At 62.7% G+C, this 19,272-nt stretch carries 15 protein-coding genes; 8 read left to right on the forward strand and 7 right to left on the reverse strand.

Annotated elements, in window-relative coordinates; genetic code table 11:
* Positions 1–95: 95 nt before the first annotated feature.
* Positions 96–1,187 carry an N-formylglutamate amidohydrolase gene (locus tag RWT78_RS09205; protein ID WP_054831364.1) on the forward strand — a complete coding sequence of 364 codons (1,092 nt, stop codon included), beginning with the start codon at positions 96–98 and terminating at the stop codon, positions 1,185–1,187.
* 38 nt (positions 1,188–1,225) lie between these two features.
* Here the strand turns inward: RWT78_RS09205 and RWT78_RS09210 are convergent, their stop codons facing one another.
* Entirely contained in the window at positions 1,226–2,557 is a 1,332-nt protein-coding gene (locus RWT78_RS09210) for an anaerobic C4-dicarboxylate transporter family protein (RefSeq protein ID WP_003940851.1), read from the reverse strand.
* 106 nt (positions 2,558–2,663) lie between these two features.
* Between RWT78_RS09210 and RWT78_RS09215 the strand changes: the two genes are divergently transcribed.
* Both RWT78_RS09215 and RWT78_RS09220 read left to right on the forward strand, forming a co-directional pair.
* Positions 2,664–7,211, forward strand: coding sequence for an ATP-dependent helicase (locus RWT78_RS09215; protein ID WP_314675447.1), 4,548 nt, complete (start codon positions 2,664–2,666; stop codon positions 7,209–7,211).
* Between the two features lie 63 nt (positions 7,212–7,274).
* Positions 7,275–8,066, forward strand: a complete 792-nt coding sequence (locus RWT78_RS09220) for a DNA-formamidopyrimidine glycosylase family protein (RefSeq protein ID WP_037129156.1) — start codon at positions 7,275–7,277, stop codon at positions 8,064–8,066.
* Here the strand turns inward: RWT78_RS09220 and RWT78_RS09225 are convergent.
* Positions 8,053–8,622, reverse strand: coding sequence for a TetR/AcrR family transcriptional regulator (locus RWT78_RS09225; protein ID WP_007727263.1), 570 nt, complete (start codon positions 8,620–8,622; stop codon positions 8,053–8,055). The two genes, RWT78_RS09220 and RWT78_RS09225, sit on opposite strands and share 14 nt — an antisense overlap.
* Before the next feature lie 87 nt (positions 8,623–8,709).
* Between RWT78_RS09225 and RWT78_RS09230 the strand changes: the two genes are divergently transcribed.
* The 3 genes from RWT78_RS09230 to RWT78_RS09240 all read left to right on the forward strand — a co-directional run bounded on the left by RWT78_RS09230 (position 8,710) and on the right by RWT78_RS09240 (position 11,193).
* Complete coding sequence (locus RWT78_RS09230; protein WP_054827241.1) at positions 8,710–9,651, forward strand: oxygenase MpaB family protein; 942 nt, start codon at positions 8,710–8,712, stop codon at positions 9,649–9,651.
* 17 nt (positions 9,652–9,668) lie between these two features.
* The gene (locus RWT78_RS09235; protein WP_003940745.1) at positions 9,669–10,205 is read left to right on the forward strand and encodes a hypothetical protein; all 537 of its coding nucleotides are present in this window, start codon (positions 9,669–9,671) and stop codon (positions 10,203–10,205) included.
* A 103-nt stretch (positions 10,206–10,308) separates the two neighbouring features.
* Entirely contained in the window at positions 10,309–11,193 is an 885-nt protein-coding gene (locus RWT78_RS09240; protein ID WP_065352887.1) for an aldo/keto reductase, read from the forward strand.
* Between the two features lie 35 nt (positions 11,194–11,228).
* Here RWT78_RS09240 and RWT78_RS09245 read toward each other — a convergent pair whose 3' ends face one another.
* Positions 11,229–11,972: a 3-hydroxybutyrate dehydrogenase gene (locus tag RWT78_RS09245; protein WP_314675448.1), complete on the reverse strand. Its 744-nt coding sequence runs from the start codon at positions 11,970–11,972 to the stop codon at positions 11,229–11,231.
* Positions 11,969–13,345 (reverse strand): MFS transporter, encoded by a 1,377-nt coding sequence (locus RWT78_RS09250; protein ID WP_003940819.1) that lies wholly within the window; start codon positions 13,343–13,345, stop codon positions 11,969–11,971. Before RWT78_RS09250 ends, RWT78_RS09245 begins: the two co-directional genes overlap by 4 nt.
* Before the next feature lie 153 nt (positions 13,346–13,498).
* Here RWT78_RS09250 and RWT78_RS09255 point away from each other — a divergent pair, with 153 nt between their 5' ends.
* Positions 13,499–14,446, forward strand: coding sequence for a LysR family transcriptional regulator (locus tag RWT78_RS09255; protein WP_314675449.1), 948 nt, complete (start codon positions 13,499–13,501; stop codon positions 14,444–14,446).
* Here RWT78_RS09255 and RWT78_RS09260 read toward each other — a convergent pair.
* The 3 genes from RWT78_RS09260 to RWT78_RS09270 all read right to left on the reverse strand — a co-directional run bounded on the left by RWT78_RS09260 (position 14,415) and on the right by RWT78_RS09270 (position 17,566).
* Positions 14,415–15,131, reverse strand: a complete 717-nt coding sequence (locus RWT78_RS09260) for a GAF and ANTAR domain-containing protein (protein ID WP_314675450.1) — start codon at positions 15,129–15,131, stop codon at positions 14,415–14,417. The two genes, RWT78_RS09255 and RWT78_RS09260, sit on opposite strands and share 32 nt — an antisense overlap.
* Before the next feature lie 50 nt (positions 15,132–15,181).
* Positions 15,182–15,724: a hypothetical protein gene (locus tag RWT78_RS09265; protein ID WP_003940921.1), complete on the reverse strand. Its 543-nt coding sequence runs from the start codon at positions 15,722–15,724 to the stop codon at positions 15,182–15,184.
* A gap of 99 nt (positions 15,725–15,823) precedes the next feature.
* Positions 15,824–17,566 (reverse strand): glycerol-3-phosphate dehydrogenase/oxidase, encoded by a 1,743-nt coding sequence (locus tag RWT78_RS09270; RefSeq protein ID WP_003940825.1) that lies wholly within the window; start codon positions 17,564–17,566, stop codon positions 15,824–15,826.
* Between the two features lie 108 nt (positions 17,567–17,674).
* Here RWT78_RS09270 and glpK point away from each other — a divergent pair, with 108 nt between their 5' ends.
* Positions 17,675–19,165, forward strand: coding sequence for a glycerol kinase GlpK (gene glpK / locus RWT78_RS09275; RefSeq protein ID WP_042449616.1), 1,491 nt, complete (start codon positions 17,675–17,677; stop codon positions 19,163–19,165).
* The last annotated feature ends 107 nt before the right edge of the window (positions 19,166–19,272 follow it).

Raw genomic sequence — 19,272 nt, forward strand, 5'->3', positions numbered from 1 at the left:
TGTCGCGGCTGGTCGACCGGAGATCAAGACAGCTCTCGTGGAACGACTCATCGGATACTGAGTCAGCACGGTTGCACTCGATTACGCTGGGGCTCATGACCAGTGGAGAACCAGTACTCATCCCGGCCGGAACCGTGTTCACGCCGGAGGACCTGACGTTCTATGCCGATCGCGACTCCCGCAGTCTCGACGACGCCATCGCCGAAGCCGACCTTCTTGTCAGTTGCCCACACTCGGGTTCCGCGATTCCAGCAGAACTCTCACGTTTTCTCGCACCCGAGTTCACACAGCGGCTGCAATTCGACTTCACCGACATGTCCACCAGTCCCATCGTGCGCCGTTGGGCCGAAATCGATTCGCGCATCGTGTACGTGGAGAATCCGCACCCTCGCATGATTCGCGATCCCAACCGTGCGAAGCCCGAAAACCTGGAAGCGTCACTGCGCGAAGCATTCGCCCGCGTCCACAAGGCCGGTGCAGGCAACAAAGCAGACCTCACCGGCGTCGACGCAGTTCGCCCTGTCACCTTCTCGTTCTACCCCCTGCTGCTCGAGCCGACCGACGACGCGGGCTGGAAGAACCTCGCCGAGACCTTCACCGAGACAGCCGAACACGGTTTGGGTGTCTACGAAAGAACTCGCGACGCACTGATCGAAGCCATGGTGGAGAAGAGCTTCGAACTGGGTCGATCGTTCACGACGTTGTCGTTCCACGACACGATGAACCACACCACCCGGCGGGACGGCGCCGTCAATGTCGAACGGCCGGAAGCAGATCGACTCCCCGACGTCGTCGCACTCTCCAATCGTGGCGATCACGACGGTAATCGACGCGGCGACAATCCCGTGACGATGGATCCGGAGCTCATTCGCACACTTGCGGTCTCACATCGCAAGGGATTTCAGGTCGACGATCCGGATGCGGTCGCTCTCAATCAGCCGTACCTCGGCAGTTTCGAAATCATCCGAGCCGGAGCGAGATTCGCCGAATTGAGCGCCCGCGCTGCCGAAGCCGGGATCACGTTGAGTGCGGTTCAGGCCGAATTCAAGCGAGAATTCCTGCTGGGAGACGAACTGGCCGCCTACATCATGGAACCCGGCGTCGACTGGCCGACACCCGATGCCGAGCGGGTGGACCAGCTCGCCCACGCGTGCAAGGCGAGCTGGGACCACTACCGCAACAGCTGACTCAGCGCTGTCACTCAGGGCTGACTCAGCCGCAATACTCAACCGAGCACCACTCCGAACAACGCGCCGGCCGCAATCGTCGTGACGGCCAAGATGATGGTCGGCAGGAAGAACGAGTGGTCGACGAGCTTGGAACCGAGCTTCGTGCTGCCCGAGAGGTCGAAGTTCGCAGCCGCGATCTGCGAACCGTTTGTCGGCAACAGATAGACGCCGGCAAACGCTCCGGCCCACATTCCGCTCACCAGACCGGGTGCAATCCCGGCAGCGAGACCGATCGGCACGATGGTCCTCGTAGCGGTCGACTGACTGGTCGTCAGTACACAGACCAGGAAGACACCGAGCGCGAAGATCCACGGCGCGGCGTTGACCCAGTCGCCGACGGTGCTCGTGATCAGCTCGGAATGGGCGCTGATGAACGTGTCCGTCAGCCATGCCAGACCGAACAGCGCGATGGCCGAGACCATACCGGCACGGAACACCGTCGACGACGGCACGTCGGCGACATTCGGGCGGCACACCAGCAGGATCAACGTACCCACGACGAACATCAGCATTTCGATGATCGGTGTCATCCCCATCGGAGTGCCGTCGGCAGCTTCGGGACGAATCCCCTTGAACAGGCCGAAGATCACGATAGCCAGGACGCCGGCGAGGAAGATCAGTGCCGCGTTTCGTCCGGTCTTCGTCGAGACGAGTTCGGTCTTGGAGGCTGCACCAGGTCCGGCCAATTCGCCCGACTTCATCTTCGCCTGTATCTCCGGGTCGTCGTCGAGATCTTTGCCGAGTCGGTTGACCGCGATTGAGGAAAGGACGATGCCGACAACAGCAGCCGGGAAGGTGATCTTGATGATGTCGATGAGTTCGAAATCGTAGGGCGGCACGTCGGTCAGCGTGACCATTGCCGCCATTGCCGCGGACACCGGACTACACGCGAGCGCCACACCGGTCGAGACAACTGACAGCGACAGCGGTCGTGACGGCCGCACACCGTTCTTGTACGAGACGTCGTAGATGACGGGGAGCAGCGGGTAGAGGATGTTGGACGTGCCGGCACCGACCGAGAACAGGAATGACACCAACGGCGCGATCAGCGTGATCTGTTTCGGGCGAGATTCGATCAACTTGGCCGCGATGGTGACCATCCAGTCGATACCACCGGCCGCCTGCATCATCGACGACGCGAGGACGACGGACAGGACGATGAGGAGAGCGTCGACCGGCGGACTGCCGACGTCCTCTCCGAAGACGAACACGAGGACGGCAACACCTGCGCCGCCCCACAGACCGAGAGCGACACCGCTCGATCTGGTACCCATGACAATCGCCCCGAGCACTACCGCCAGCTCGAGGACAATCTTGACTGCTTCCATCAGGCACTCGCCTTCTCGATAACTAGAGAATCGCTATAACAGGGCAAATAGTATGCTCTGCACTTCGGCCGCGGGCACGAACACGCTGTCGGTGGGAAGGGGCAATATGGTGGTCGTGACCAACGTCCTCGGCAGATTCTCGCCCGCAACACGCGAGTGGTTCGGCGGTGCTTTCAGCGCTCCCACCGCTGCGCAGCTCGGTGCCTGGGAATCCATCGCGAGCGGCTCTCACACACTTGTCGTCGCACCCACCGGATCCGGCAAGACATTGTCCGCTTTTCTCTGGGCACTCGATCAGCTTGCGGCCAAGGACGAAGGCGAAGGCACCACCAAAGTCCTCTACATTTCGCCGCTCAAAGCGCTGGGTGTGGACGTCGAACGAAACCTTCGCGCACCGCTGGTCGGCATCACACAGACTGCGAAGCGTCTGGGCCTCACTCCGCCCGAGATCACCGTCGGTGTCCGTTCCGGTGACACTTCCCAGGCCGATCGGCGCTCGTTGATCAAGCGGCCCCCGGACATCCTGATCACGACGCCGGAATCGTTGTTCCTGATGCTCACCTCCGCTGCCCGGGAAACACTGGTCGGCGTCGACACGGTGATCGTCGACGAGGTTCACGCCGTGGCGGGCACCAAGCGCGGCTCTCACCTTGCGCTCTCACTGGAACGCCTGGACGGCTTACTCGAGCGTCCGGCGCAACGCATCGGATTGTCGGCCACCGTCCGTCCGCACGAGGAGATCGGGCGGTTCCTCGCCGGTTCGGCACCCATCCGGATCGTGGCACCGCCTGCCGCCAAGACCTTCGACCTCACGGTCCGTGTTCCCGTCGAGGACATGACCGAATTGGGGATCGCCACGCCGGCTGACGGTTCCGAATCCCCCACCCCGCAAGCCGGTTCGATCTGGCCACACGTCGAGGAACAGATCGTCGACCTCGTGCTCGACCACCGATCGTCCATCGTGTTCGCCAACTCTCGTCGCCTCGCCGAACGTTTGACAGCCAGGCTCAACGAGATTCATGCAGAACGCAACGGTCTGGCCGTCGAGAAAACACCTCGCCCGCCCGCGCAAATCGGAGCTCCCACCGAGGTCAACTACGGCGCGGAACCCCTCCTTGCTCGCGCCCACCACGGATCGGTCAGCAAAGACCAGCGAGCCCTCATCGAAGACGACCTCAAATCGGGTCGATTGCGATGCGTCGTCGCCACCAGCAGTCTCGAACTCGGAATCGACATGGGCGCCGTCGACTTGGTCATCCAGGTGGAAGCACCGCCTTCGGTTGCCAGCGGCCTGCAGCGTGTCGGCCGCGCCGGCCACCAGGTCGGTGAGATATCGCGAGGCGTCGTCTTCCCCAAGCATCGCACCGACCTGATTCATTGCGCGGTGACCGTCGAGCGCATGGTCGAAGGCAAGATCGAGGCGATGGCCGTTCCCGCCAATCCCCTCGACATCCTTGCCCAGCAAACTGTTGCGGCCACCGCTCTGGAACCGATCGACGTCGACGACTGGTTCGAGACGGTGCGCCGAAGCGGTTCCTTTGCAACGCTTCCCCGTTCGGCGTACGAATCGACTCTGGACCTGCTGGCGGGGCGGTACCCCTCGGACGAGTTCGCCGAATTACGTCCTCGCCTCGTCTGGGATCGTGAGTCCAACACGCTGACGGGCCGCCCGGGTTCGCAGCGATTGGCCGTCACTTCCGGCGGCGCAATCCCCGACCGCGGCCTCTTCACCGTCTACATGGTTGGCGAGAAAGCGTCCCGCGTCGGCGAACTCGACGAGGAAATGGTCTACGAATCCCGGGTCGGCGACGTCTTCGCGCTCGGCGCCACCAGTTGGCGGATCGAGGAGATCACCTTCGATCGGGTTCTGGTCAGCCCCGCCTACGGCATGCCGGGTCGTTTGCCCTTCTGGCACGGCGACGGACTCGGTCGCCCCGCCGAACTGGGACAGGCGTTGGGGCAGTTCGTCCGCGAAACGGCTCTCGGCAACGAAGCCGACGTCGTCGAGCGTTGCCGCGTGGGCGGGCTCGATCACAACGCGACTACCAACCTGATCCAACTCGTCGGTGAGCAGAAGAATGCCACCGGGCAGGTGCCGTCGGATCGAACCCTGGTGGTCGAACGCTTCCGCGACGAACTCGGTGACTGGCGTCTGGTGCTGCATTCCCCGTACGGCCAACGGGTTCACGCACCGTGGGCCCTCGCCATCGGGGCGCGCCTGCAGGAACGATACGGCGTCGATTCCAGCCCGACGGCCTCCGACGACGGTATCATCATCCGACTCCCCGACACCGAGAACGAACCTCCCGGCGCCGAACTGTTCACCTTCGACGTCGAGGACATCGAAGATCTGGTCACCCAAGAGGTGGGCGGCTCCGCGCTCTTCGCTTCCCGATTCCGCGAATGTGCCGCCCGCGCACTGCTTCTCCCCCGCCGCAATCCCGGAAAACGTGCACCACTGTGGCAGCAGCGTCAGCGGTCGGCGCAACTGCTGGACGTCGCCCGCAAGTTCCCGACCTTCCCGATCCTGCTCGAGACCGTACGCGAGTGCTTGCAGGACGTTTACGACCTGCCTGCACTGAAGGAATTGTTCGGCAAGATCGAGAAAAGGCAGATTCGAATCGTCGAGGTGGAGACGGCCTCTCCGTCTCCGTTCGCCAGTGCGCTCCTGTTCAACTACGTGGGTGCGTTCATGTACGAGGGCGACAGCCCCCTCGCCGAGCGACGCGCCGCCGCTTTGTCCTTGGACTCCACGCTGTTGGCCGAACTCCTCGGCCGCGTCGAACTGCGCGAGCTCCTCGAAGCCGGAGTGATCGAGCAGGCCGAACGTGAACTGCAACGGCTCGTCCCTGACCGAAAGGCCAAGGACCTCGAGGGTGTTGCCGACCTCCTCCGCATGCTCGGCCCGCTGACCACCGAAGAAGTCACCGAACGCTGTCTCGAGGACCCGGTCTCATGGCTCGAGAAGTTGGTTACGGACAAACGTGCCCTCCACGTCTCGTATGCGGGCGAGAGCTGGTGGACCGTCGTCGAAGATGCAGCGCGGCTTCGCGATGGACTCGGCGTTCCCCTACCCATCGGCGTTCCGGCCGCGTTCATCGAGCCGGTCGATCAACCACTCGACGACCTCCTGAGCCGGTACGCCCGCACCCACGGTCCCTTCACTCTCGCCGACGCGGCTGCACGCTTCGGTCTCGGAGTATCAGTCGCGCGTGACGTTCTCGGTCGGCTCGCGCTCGAAAAGCGGGTCCTGGAAGGTGAATTCCGCCCGTCTGCAACCGGGAGCGAATGGTGCGACGCCGAGGTCCTGCGTCGCTTGCGGCGTCGCTCGCTCGCCGCGGCACGGCAGGAGGTCGAGCCGGTCAGCACCGCGACGCTCGGGCGATTCCTTCCCAGTTGGCAGCACGTGGGCGGCACGCTGCGAGGAATCGACGGTGTTGCAACGGTGGTCGATCAACTTGCCGGCGTTCCGATTCCGGCGTCCGCTCTCGAATCGTTGATCCTGCCGAGCCGAGTTGCCGACTACTCTCCCGCGATGTTGGACGAACTCACGTCGACGGGTGAAGTCCTGTGGTCCGGATCGGGAGCTATCTCGGGCAAAGACGGGTGGGTAGTGCTGCACCCCGCCGACCTGGCACCGATCACGCTCAATTCGCCCGCCGACACCGACGTCTCGGAATTGCAGAAGCGCATCCTCGACCTGCTGTCCGGCGGCGGTGCCTACTTCTTCCGCCAGTTGGTCGACGCGTTGCGAACTACGGAGTCGGCTGCGGACACGGTCGACAGTGCGGTGACAACGGCACTGTGGGAGTTGGTGTGGCTCGGACACATCGGAAACGACACCGTTGCGCCGCTGCGCGCACTTCTCTCCGACACCACCAGAACAACAACCAGTCACCGATCACCTCGCCGTGTTCCTCGGGCCCGTCCGTACCGCGGAATGGCCCGCGCTTCCACGCCCGCGCGCACGGGACCGGCAACCGCCTCCGGTCGGTGGTTCCAGCTGCCAGGTATCGAACCTGACCCCACTATCCGGGCGCACGCCACGGCTGATCTGCTGCTCGAACGATACGGCGTCGTCACCCGCGGTTCGGTGATGAGCGAGAACGTGCCGGGCGGTTTCGCGTTGATCTACAAGGTACTGAGCACGTTCGAGGACAACGGGCGCGCTCGACGCGGATACTTCGTGGACACCCTGGGCGGCGCTCAATTCTCGACGCCTCCCGTGGTCGACCGATTGCGCACGTTCGGTGATTCCATCGAGGGGCGCCACACCTCCTCGGCTGCAGTCACTCTCGCGGCGTGCGACCCGGCCAATCCATACGGCGCCGCACTACCGTGGCCGGCGTCGGGGGGCGAAGAGTCACCCGGACACCGGCCCGGACGTAAGGCGGGAGCACTGGTGGTTCTGGTGGAGGGCGAGTTGGTTCTGTTCGTCGAGCGCGGCGGTCGCACCATCCTGACATTCACCGACGACGGCGGAACTTTGCGCCTGGCAGCACTGTCGCTTGCCCAGAAGGTGACTTCTCGCGCTGTCGACAAGTTGGTAGTGGAGAAGGTCGACGGAGAGACCATCCACGGCACCGATTTTGCTCCGGTCCTGGTCGAAGCCGGCTTCGCGGCCACCCCTCGCGGATTCCGGTTGCGGTCATGAGGATTGGGGTCATGATGATTGGGATCGTGGCAGTTGAGATCCTGAAGTGTGGGTGCGGCGACCATGCCTGAGGGCGATACCGTGTGGCGGGCCGCCAATGAACTGCGCGCTGCCCTGGCCGAGAAGGTACTCACCACCTGCGACGTCCGCGTTCCTCGTTACGCCACGGTTGATCTCTCGGGCCACCGCGTGGATTCCGTCGCGAGCCGCGGAAAACATCTCCTGATCCGAGTGGGCGAAGCGTCCATTCACACGCATCTGAAGATGGAAGGTCAGTGGCAGATTTATCGCCCCGGCGAGCGCTGGCGCCGACCCGCCCATCAAGCGCGCATCCTCTTGGCCACCGAAGACTCTGTAGCAGTTGGCTTTTCACTGGGAATCACCGAGATCCTCGAACTCGGGCAGGAACAGGAGGCCGTCGGACATCTCGGACCGGATCTGCTCGGGACCGATTGGGACAGTTCCGTGGCCGCCCGAAATCTTCGGGCTGCCGACTCCGTACCGATCGGAATCGCGCTCCTGGATCAGCGGGTGATGGCCGGACTGGGCAACGTGTACCGAAACGAGATCTGCTTCCTACGAGGTATTCACCCGAAAACGCCGACACATCTCGCGGGGAATCTCGACGCGATAGTGGATCTGTCTTTTCGCACCATCAACGTCAACAAGTCACGTCGCATCCGGGTCACCACCGGCGACACCCGCCCCGGTAGGCAGACATGGGTGTACGGCAGACGCGGAAAACCATGCCGCCGTTGCGGAACTCGCATCACAGAAGACACCCTCGGACCGGATCAGCTCACCGAGCGAAATATCTTCTTCTGCCCGGCCTGCCAGCCCTTCACGCCTGGTTAGCATTGATCAGCAGCCTGACGCAGTGGCGGACAAATCGATCACGGTCCACGACGATCGTGCCGTCCAGATAACCGATGAACAGTGTGAACAACGCCCCGACCAGTCCGACTGCCACCAGTTGCTTGTCCACGGGATCAGCGATCTCGGACAACTGGTCGTACACGAGGTCCACGAACGCCGGCATCGATTCGATACCGCGGCCGCTCAGGACGGGTTCCGAGAGCGGGGCGATCAGGAGCACTCTCCCCATCGCCGGATCGTCGACCATGAGCTTGACGAAAGCGTCGACCGCAGCGGTGGCGACGGCCTCGGATGTCGTCTCCGACTCCACTGCCGACGCAAGCGCCGACTGCGCGCGCTCGGCGACAAACGTGTGGACCGCGACAACGTACTGATCGCGATCGGTGAAGCTTTCGTAGAAGTACCGCTCGGTCAAACCGGCGGCCTTGCAGACCGCACGCACGTTGACGGCCGGACCGTCGACCGCACCGAGCAGTGTCACTCCGACGTCGAACAACGTCGCCTTTCGAGTGGCCCTGCGTTCTTCGATGCTCACAACTTCCCCACTTCGCCGACACTTGATCTTCAATGCACCCGGTATTCGATCCTTGACTACCGCTGTTGTCGATCCTAATCTGACAACATGCGTAGTCAACTTGACGACAGCAGCACCCCGGTTCCCCTCGGTCCGGATTCCCTGACGTGGAAGTATTTCGGCGACTGGCGCGGGATGCTGCAAGGCGTCTGGGCCGGTTCGATGCAGAACATGCACCCCGGCCTCGGCGCCGGAGTCGAGGAGCATTCACAATTCTTCGACGAGCGGTGGGAACGGCTGTACCGCTCGCTGTATCCCATTGCAGGCGTGGTCTTCGACGGCGATCGCGCGCAGCAGACAGCCGAAGAAGTCCGCGGCTATCACACACGAATCAAGGGCGTCGACAAGTTGGGGCGTCGGTATCACGCACTCGATCCCGACACTTTCTACTGGGCGCACGCAACGTTCTTCATGGGCACCATCGTCACTGCCGAGAACTTCTCCGGTGGCTTGACCGAGGCCCAGAAACGTCAGCTCTTCACCGAGCACATTCAGTGGTACCGCCTGTACGGGATGAGCATGCGCCCTGTTCCCGAGACCTGGGAAGCATTTCAGGAGTACTGGGACCACATGTGCCGCAACGTACTCGAAGACAACAAGGCGACCCGCGACGTCCTCGACCTGTCGGGACTCGGCAAGCCCCCGTACATGACGTGGCTACCCGATCCGTTGTGGCGGCTCGCCCGAATCCCCCTCGCCCGCGGATTCGTGTGGCTGACGGTCGGAATGTACGACCAACCGGTTCGAGACCTACTCGGCTACTCGTGGACCAGTCGCGATCAGAAAATTCACAACGCTGTCGGCCGCACCGTCAACGCCGTCTTCCTTCTGGTGCCGTGGCGATACCGGTATCAGCCACGTGCTCGCGCGGGATGGGATCGAGCTGACGGCCGAATCCCCGCCGACGCACCACTGGTCCACACACCGGCGCGCAACCTGCCCCCGCTCGAGCAGCGAGATAACCCGATGCACTACAGCCCCAGGGTCTGATCTGCCATGCTCTGAACATGGAGTGGGACCTGCGAACCCTGCTGAACCGTCCGATCACGTCTCACGGTGCGCCGCTGGGACAAGAACGTGTGGCGGCGAGGACCACCGCGTACATCTACGGCAACATTCTTGTCCTCGCCGCACTCATACCGGTGACGAAATCTCAGGAATCGCTCGGCGCCGCGATTGTGGTCGGCACGGCATTGTCGACATACATCGCCCACACATTTGCCGAGGGCGTCGGCGAGAGCATTCGCAACGATCGCCGACTGACGACCGCGGAGAGAATCGACTCGCTTCGCGATTCCGTCCCGATCCTCACCTCTGCGGTTGTTCCTGTCGTCATTCTCGCGACGGCGTGGTTCAACTTCCTGGAGCCACGGACGGCGCAGTTGATCGCGGAAATCGTCTTGATCCTGCGGATCGGTTCCACCAGTTACGTGATCAGCCGACTGCACGGCGAGAAAGTCAGTACGAACACACATCTGGCAGCCTTCGGCCTCGCTGCCGTCGCCACCCTCATCGTCGGGTTGAAGATAGTGCTCACTCATTGACGAGTCCCCCCGATCGCGAATCCCCAGGCCTGAAGGGGTACTGCCGTTACCCGGCTGAGCAGTCACTCCCGCCGAACCACCGGCCGCCGCTACCGTGGACGACATGAGCATCCCGAGTCTGAAACTGAACAACGGCGTCGACATCCCCGCACTTGGCTTCGGCGTGTACCAGACGCCGCCGGACGAAACACTCGCCGCCGTCGAGTCCGCGCTGTCGACGGGTTATCGCCATATCGACACTGCCGCGGCCTACGGCAACGAGAAGGGCGTCGGTGAGGCGATCCGGCGATCCGGACTCGATCGCGCGGACATCTTCGTCGAGACGAAGGTCTGGATCACCGACTACGGATACGACGAGACTCTGCATGCCTTCGACAAGAGCGCAGGCAAACTCGGTGTCGAACAACTCGACCTCCTGATCCTCCACCAGGCGTTGCCGAGCGAGTTCGAGCGCACGATCGACGCGTACAGGGCGTTGGAAACGCTTCTGGACGACGGCAAGGTCCGCGCCATCGGAGTCAGTAACTTCATGCCGGATCACCTCACCCGACTCCTGGACGCAACGTCCGTGGTGCCGGCGGTCAACCAGATCGAGGTTCATCCGTACTTCAGGCAGTCGACTCTGCTCGAGGCCGACGCCGATCGCGGGATTCTGTCTCAGGCATGGTCACCGATCGGCGGAATCACGTTCTACCGCGACGGCTCCCACGGCTCGACCCTCGAGGACGCCACCATCGGCGCCATCGCGACCGCTCACGGCAAGTCGCCTGCACAGGTGATGCTGCGCTGGCACCTCCAGCAGGGCCGCCAGGTGATCCCCAAGTCGGTGACTCCCTCGCGGATCGCGGAGAACTTCGACGTGTTCGACTTCGAACTCACCGCCGAAGAACTCTCCGCAATCGACGCACTCGACACCGGAGTTCGCGGCGGTCCCGAACCCGAGGTCATCACCCGCGAGAAGTTCGGAATCGAGATTCCCGAAGCCTGAACCCGGCAGCTTGAACAACACAGCAGCCCCGTGATCTAGCTGGCGCTCCACCCGCCGTCGATGGTGTACGAAGCCCCCGTCCCCATCGACGCCTCGGGCGATGCCAGCCACCCCACCAGCGATGCCACTTCTGCGGGCTCGACCATCCGTTTGATCGCGCTCTCAGTGAGCATCACCTTCTCGACAACCTCGGATTCACTGATTCCGTGAACCTTTGCCTGGTCGGAGATCTGGGATCGCACGAGTGGTGTCAGGACGTAGCCCGGATTGACACAGTTACTGGTGACACCGTGTGGGGCACCCTCGAGCGCAACAACTTTCGACAGGCCTTCGAGTCCGTGCTTTGCCGTGACGTACGCACTCTTGAATGCCGAAGCGCGGAGCCCGTGGACCGAGGAAATGTTGACGATGCGCCCGAATCCTTTGCGGTACATGTACGGCAGGGCCGCTCTGACCAGGAGGAACGGCGCTTCGACCATGAGGCGTTGAATCTTCCGGAAGTCCTCGACGTCGAAATCCTCGATGGGACTGACCCGTTGAATGCCGGCGTTGTTGACTAGTATGTCCGTCTCGAGCGCCAGATCCACGAGTTGGTCGGTGTCGAGGAGATCGACGGCCCACGCAGTGCCGTCGATCTCGTCGGCCAGCGCCTTCGCGGCGACGTCGTCGAGATCAGCGACGGTGACGTGGGCGCCGCGGGCGGCAAGGAGCCGGGCACACGCCTCGCCGATACCACTCGCACCACCGGTGACCAGTGCCGATTTGCCAGAGAGCGTCACGCGGAAACACCGGCCCGCTCGTCGGCGAGCACTCGTGCGTCGGCAGCATCGACGGACTCGAGCGAGATTCCCTTGGTCTCCCGCGCGAAAACGACTGCGACGATGGTGACCAGGGATGCCAGCAGGAGATAGATCGCGATGGGGACCGAGGAGTCGAACTTGCTCAGCAGTCCGGTCGCGATGATCGGAGCCAGTGACCCCGCCACGATCGACGTGACCTGATAACCCAGGGAGACACCGGAATAGCGCATCCGGGTCGGGAACATCTCGGCCATGATCGCCGGTTGGCCTGCATACATGAAGGCGTGGAACACAAGCCCGATGATGATTGCCGACAAGATGACGGCATTGTGTCCGCTGTTCATCATCGGGAAGGCGAAGAATCCCCACGTTCCGGCGGTGACGGCACCGATCATGTACACCGGGCGTCGACCGATCGTGTCGGACAGTTTGCCTACCAACGGAATCACTGCGAAGTGCACGGCATGTGCCATCAGCATCCACCAGAGGATGTGCGCCGTGTCCGCATGAACGACGACCTTGAGGTAGGTGATCGAGAAGGTCACCACGAGGTAGTACATGACGTTTTCGGCGAAACGCAGGCCCATCGCGGTCAACACTCCGCGCGGGTAACGCTTGACCACCTCGAAAACGCTGTACGAGGTTGCCTTGACCAGTTCTGCTTCCTTCTGCGCCGCAATGAAAATGGGAGCGTCGGTGACCTTGGTCCGAACGTAGTACCCGACCAGAACGATCACCGCGGAGAGCCAGAAGGCAACGCGCCAGCCCCAACTCATGAAGGATTCGTCCGAGAGCGTCGACGTCAGGATCAACAGCACGACAGTGGCCACCAGGTTGCCCATGGGTACGCCGGCCTGAGGCCAGGACGACCAGAACCCACGAGATCGATTCGGGCTGTGCTCGGCGACAAGGAGTACCGCCCCACCCCATTCGCCGCCGACAGCAAATCCTTGGATGAAGCGCAGCGTGACCAGCAGTGCCGGCGCCCAGTAGCCGATCTGACCGTAGGTCGGTAGGCAGCCCATCAAGAACGTTGCGGCGCCGACCAGCAGCAAACTGAACTGCAACAACTGCTTCCGGCCGAACTTGTCTCCGAAATATCCGAAGACGATTCCGCCGAGTGGCCGGGCGGCGAATCCGACGGCGTAGGTGATGAAAGCCGCGATGATCGCATCCAGCTCGTTGCCGCCGCCAGGAAAGAAGACTTTGCTGAAGACCAGAGTGGCCGCCGTGCCGTACAGAAAGAACTCGTACCACTCGACCACGGTGCCCGCCATCGAGGCGCCGACCACCTTCTTCAGCCCCGATGGTGGGGCTTGGCTCTCGGGTTTCGGCATGTTGTCGACGCTCATCGTGGACTCCCTCGTCTTCAGTTCGCGATTCGCCTGCTCTTCACGATCAGGAATGTGACCGCTCGCACATTTTTTGTGACTCGATGAGTATCGGTGCAGATTCTTGGCACGACAATGACAAATCTCGCACCATCCAGGTGCAAAAATGCAGATATGACACTCGGACTGAGCCCGGACGACCTACTGGTGCTTCTCGCGGTCGGTCGCACCGGCCGCTTCAACACCGCCGCCGACGACCTGGGCCTCAACCACACCACCATTTCGCGCCGCATCGCCTCGCTCGAGAAGAGCCTCGGCGGCCGTGTACTGGTCCGCTCGTCCGGCGGCTGGGAGTTGACCGACCTGGGCAGACAAGCCCTCAGCGCGGCCGAGCGCATCGAGGCCGCGGTGAACGAACTGGCACTCGACTCCACCGGTCAGCAGCAACTCGACGGCGTCGTGCGGGTCTCGGCCACCGACGGCTTCAGCGCATACATCGCGGCCCCCGCCGGCGCAGCGGTTCGCAGACGCCATCCTCGCGTGAGCGTGGAGATAGTCGTCGCGACCAGAAAGGCGTCGCAGATACGCTCGGGGCTCGACATCGAGGTTGTTGTCGGCAAACCTCAAGTTCACCGCGCCGAGGCCGTCCATCTGGCCGACTACGCGCTGGGTTTGTACGCCTCCCGAGAGTATCTACGTCAGAATGCAGTTCCCGAAAGTGCCGAAGATCTGGCCGAACACTCGCTCGTGTATTTCATCGACTCGATGCTGCAGGTCGACGAACTCGACTTGGCCCGCAAGCTCACGGTTTCCATGCGCGAGGCCGTCACGTCCACCAACGTGTTCGTCCACATCGAGGCAACGCGCGCGGGTGCCGGCATCGGCCTGCTCCCCTGCTTCATGGCTGAGCAGCACGACGATCTGATTCGCGTGCTGCCCGCTCACATCGAAGTCAGACTTTCGTACTGGTTGGTGGCTCGTTCTGAATCCTTGCGCCGCCCGGAAGTCGCAGCGGTGGTGACAGCTCTTCGAGAGACGGTGGATCGCAAGCGATCTCAACTCCTCGGCTCTCCCGGGACGAACGAAGCGCTCAGTCCAGAGTCGAACGATGCTGGACGATGACCTTGCGCGCCAACTCGGCGATCTTGACGTTCATGTTCTGCGAGGTTCGCACCAGAATGTCGAAGGCCTCGTCGTCGGACACCCGATGCAATGCCATCAGCAGACCGACGGCCTGACCGATTTCGCGACTGCTCGCCAGGCCTCGCCGCAGCGAGTCGGCATCCTCTCCTCGGTTCAGTGCGGTGACGGCCACGGATGCAAACGATGCCAACATGATCGCGTGGTCGGCAACAGTTTCCGTGAATGCTCCCGGAGTGTCGGAGAAGAGGTTGAGGGCACCGAACTTCTGACGATCGACCATCAGTCGGAACCCCATCGAGCCACGAATGGATGTCTCTGCCACTACTTTCCGAGCGAACTCGGGCCACTGATTCGGAGTGCGAAGATCTGACTCGAGCTGCGGCGCCTCCGTGTCGAGGGCGTCGATGCACGGCCCCTCACCAGTCGCACGTTCGAGATCGTCTGCATGCTCGGCGATCTCATCGCTTGCCGCTACCGTGACGTTGGTGTTTCCCCGTCGCAGCATCAGGCTTGCGTGATCGCAACCGGGAATCAACTCGACAGCCGCCGAACAGATCGCGGAGTACACCTCGGCGCTGTCTGCGGCGGAGTAGAGGATCTCCGCCAACGCCGCGAACACTGCCGTGGGTTCTGTCAGTGCTTGGTCGCGCTCAGCCATCTCCATACACCTCGGGGTCTACCGTTCATCGAATTCTTCACCGAACGGTACAAACCTTACTTACTCGAGCGGATGGGGTCGCCGCCGCTCGCCGATTCCCGCCCGTCCGTCCCCTGAAAAGCTTCCGTGGCCGCGCGGTGATGCAGAGCCGTGACGGTGGTGATCTGCTTGGACACCAGGTCGTTGAGCTCGCGGTACTGCTCCTCCGTCTCCCCGGCCGGAATGTCTCTCAGGACTTCCCACATCGCACTCTTGCCGCACAGAGCGGTCCGCATGATCTCGAGAGTTGCCAGCTTCACGAGACGGTTGCGCCAGATGGCGTCGACATGGACGAGGCGCCTGATCCGATTGACCGTCGCGTCGATCTTGGAGTACCGCGGCAGAGATATGCCCTGGGTGTCCTCGATCAGTTGCAGCAGCTGCTCGATCTCGTACTCGAGCTCACCCGGCAACGAGTCCAGCTCACCGTCGGCCCACGCGCCGTACGAGTCCGAGAGCGACCGCGAGAGTTGCAGCCCTACCATCGCTCCGCACAGGTGAGTGACCAGATAGGCAGTGGCTATGTGTTCCTCAGCAGATCTCGACCGACTACCGAACATTGGGATCCTCCTGGGCGACGCTCGACCGGTCTGTGCTGACACGGGTGGTGATTCGACATCCGCCTACCCGCGACAGACCGAGAACAAACGACGGGCGACTCAGACCCGATCCGGCACCACGACGACGGGTTCGAGGATCTCGGCCCGAGACTCCGGCGCTGCGGCGCGCAAGGCGTCGGCCGACTCGTCGTCCGGCTGGGTCTGCGACTCGATCTCCGCTTCGACGCGCGCTCGGTACGTGTCGACCTCGCGCTCGACGGTGGCGGCATCCCAACCGAGAATCGGAGCAACCAATCCGGCGACCTGTTGCGCACAGTTGACACCACGATGCGGGTACTCGATTGCGATGCGCATGCGACGAGCCAGGATGTCGTCGAGGTGCAATGCACCCTCGGCCGCGGCGGCGTACACAGCCTCGACCTGAAGGTAATCGGGGGCATCTGTGATGGGCTGCAACAACTCCGGCGTCTGTCGGCCGAGTTCGAGGACCTCCGTGATGAGTGAACCGTAGCGGTCGAGCAAGTGCTTGACGCGATACGGATGCAAGCCGTACTGCTCGCCCAGTTGCACAGTCTGATTGATCAACGCGAAGTATCCGTCGGCGCCGACGAGCGGCACCTTCTCCGTGATCGACGACGCCACTCGCGCCGGAATGTCTTCTGCTGCGACATCGACGGCGTCTTCCGCCATGACCCGATACGTCGTGTACTTTCCACCGGCGATGGCGACCAGGCCTGGAGCCACACGGGCAACGGCGTGCTCGCGCGAGAGCTTCGACGTCTCGTCGCTCTCACCAGCAAGCAGCGGACGCAGGCCTGCGTAGACACCGTCGATGTCGGCGTGCGTCAGCGGCGTGACCAGAACGGAGTTCACGTGGCCGAGGATGTAGTCGATATCTGCTTTGGTTGCCGCTGGGTGAGCGAGATCCAAGTTCCAGTCGGTGTCCGTGGTGCCGATGATCCAGTGACTGCCCCACGGAATGACGAACAGCACCGACTTCTCGGTACGCAGGATGATGGCGGCTTCACTGACGATGCGATCGCGCGGGACGACGATGTGTACGCCCTTCGACGCTCGCACCCGGAACCGTCCGCGCTGACGTGAGAGGGCCTGGATTTCGTCCGTCCAGACACCGGTTGCATTGATGACGACGTGACCCTTGACCTCCGCGGTACGGCCGTCTTCGCAGTCGCGAACACGAACTCCCGAGACCCGGTCCGCTTCACGCAGAAATCCCACGACCTGCGTCGATGTTCGGACGACCGCGCCGTAGTGGGCGGCGGTCCGTGCAACGGTCATGGTGTGCCGAGCGTCGTCGACGACGGTGTCGTAGTACTGGATGCCACCGGTCAGTGAACTGCGCTTGAGGCTCGGCGACATGCGCAGTGCGCCCGCCCGCGTCAAGTGCTTCTGGGAGGGGACCGATTTGGCGCCGCCCATCCGGTCGTAGAGGAAGATTCCCGCGGCCATGTACGGGCGTTCCCACACTCGGTGAGCCAAGGGGAACAGAAACTTCAGCGGCTTGACCAGGTGCGGAGCGAGCGTGGTCAGCGAGAGTTCGCGCTCACGCAACGCCTCACGAACGAGGCCGAATTCGAGTTGCTCGAGATAGCGGAGACCGCCGTGGAACATCTTCGACGAACGACTGGACGTGCCGGATGCGTAGTCACGGGCCTCGACCAACGCAACCTTGAGCCCGCGGGTGGCCGCATCGAGGGCCGCTCCGACACCGACAACACCGCCGCCCACCACGACGACGTCGAATTGCTCGGTCTGAAGTTGTTCCCAAGCAGCTTCGCGCTGCTGCGGGCCGAGAAACTGCGCACCTTGCTGCTTACTCAACCCGGTCTCCTGTAAGTCGACGACGAATCCGTTTACAGGCTAGTAGCTTGATCCACATACTGCGACAGCGCACGGATTACTGCGAACACGCCCGAACCTAGGAGCACAGTGAATCAATACATCGCCGCCATCGACCAAGGCACGACGTCGAGCCGCTGCATGATCTTCGATCACGACGGCGCCGTGGTGAGCGTTGCGCAGAAAGAACACGAGCAGATTTTCCCGCGAGCAGGTTGGGTCGAGCACGATCCGGTGGCGCTGTGGATCAACACTCGGGAGGTGGTGGCCGGCGCTCTCGCGAAGGTCGATCTCACTCGGGCCGACATCGCTGCCGTCGGAATCACGAATCAGCGTGAGACGACCGTCGTTTGGGAGCGTTCGACGGGTAAGCCGATCTACAACGCGATCGTGTGGCAGGACACGCGCACGGATCAACTGTGTGTCGAACTGGGCGGCGACGAGGGTCCGGACAAGTATCGAGACAAGACCGGACTACCACTCTCGACCTACTTCGCTGGGCCGAAGATCCGCTGGATTCTCGACAACGTCGACGGTGCGAAAGCAAAAGCGGAGGCCGGCGAATTGTGCTTCGGCACTGTCGACACGTGGATCGTGTGGAACCTGACCGAGGGCGTCCACGTGACAGATGTCACCAATGCGTCACGCACGATGCTGATGGATCTCGAGACCCTCCAGTGGGACGAATCGATCTGTGCGGACTTCGGAATCCCGATGTCGATGCTCCCGGAAATCCGTAGTTCCTCAGAGGTCTACGGCACAGGACGTCCACGCGGCAATCTCGCCGGTGTGCCGGTCGCCGGAATCCTCGGTGACCAGCAGGCAGCCACATTCGGCCAGGCCTGCCTCTCCGAGGGTGAAGCCAAGAACACCTACGGCACCGGCAATTTCATGCTTCTCAATACTGGCACGAAGCCGGTGCACAGCAAGCACGGACTACTGACGACCGTCTGCTACAAACTCGGCGAAGCCCCTGCCGTCTACGCACTCGAAGGTTCCGTCGCCGTGACGGGTTCCTTGGTCCAGTGGCTTCGAGACAATCTCGGAATCATTCAGAACGCCAAGGACATCGAGCCGCTCGCCGCAAGTGTCGATGACAACGGCGGCGCCTACTTCGTGCCCGCGTTCTCCGGGCTGTTCGCACCTCGGTGGCGACCGGATGCCCGGGGTGTCATCGTCGGTCTGACGCGCTTCGTCAACAAGGGACACCTGGCCCGCGCAGCGCTCGAGGCGACGGCATACCAGACCCGCGAGGTCATCGACGCCATGCGAGCGGATTCGGGAGTCGAACTGTCCGCACTGAAGGTCGACGGCGGCATGGTGGTCAACGAAACCCTGATGCAGTTCCAGTCGGACATCCTCGGAGTTCCCGTCATCCGCCCGGTGGTCAACGAAACGACAGCTCTCGGTGCTGCATACGCAGCGGGCCTCGCCATCGGTTATTGGGCCGACACCGAAGACATCCGCAACAACTGGGCCGTCGGCCAAACCTGGGAACCGGCGATGGACGAGTCCGAAAGGTCACGGCTGTACGCGGAGTGGAACAAGGCCGTCGAGCGGACGTACAACTGGTCCGAGTAATCACCCCGATCCTTCCATACCGGAAGAGCTGATCATGGTCGCCTATTGATACTCCTGAGGTATCAATAGGCGACCAAGTTGGTATTGGACGTGACCTACACCACTCT

It is taken from the genome of uncultured Rhodococcus sp. (assembly GCF_963525155.1).
Lineage (GTDB): Bacteria > Actinomycetota > Actinomycetes > Mycobacteriales > Mycobacteriaceae > Rhodococcus_F > Rhodococcus_F qingshengii.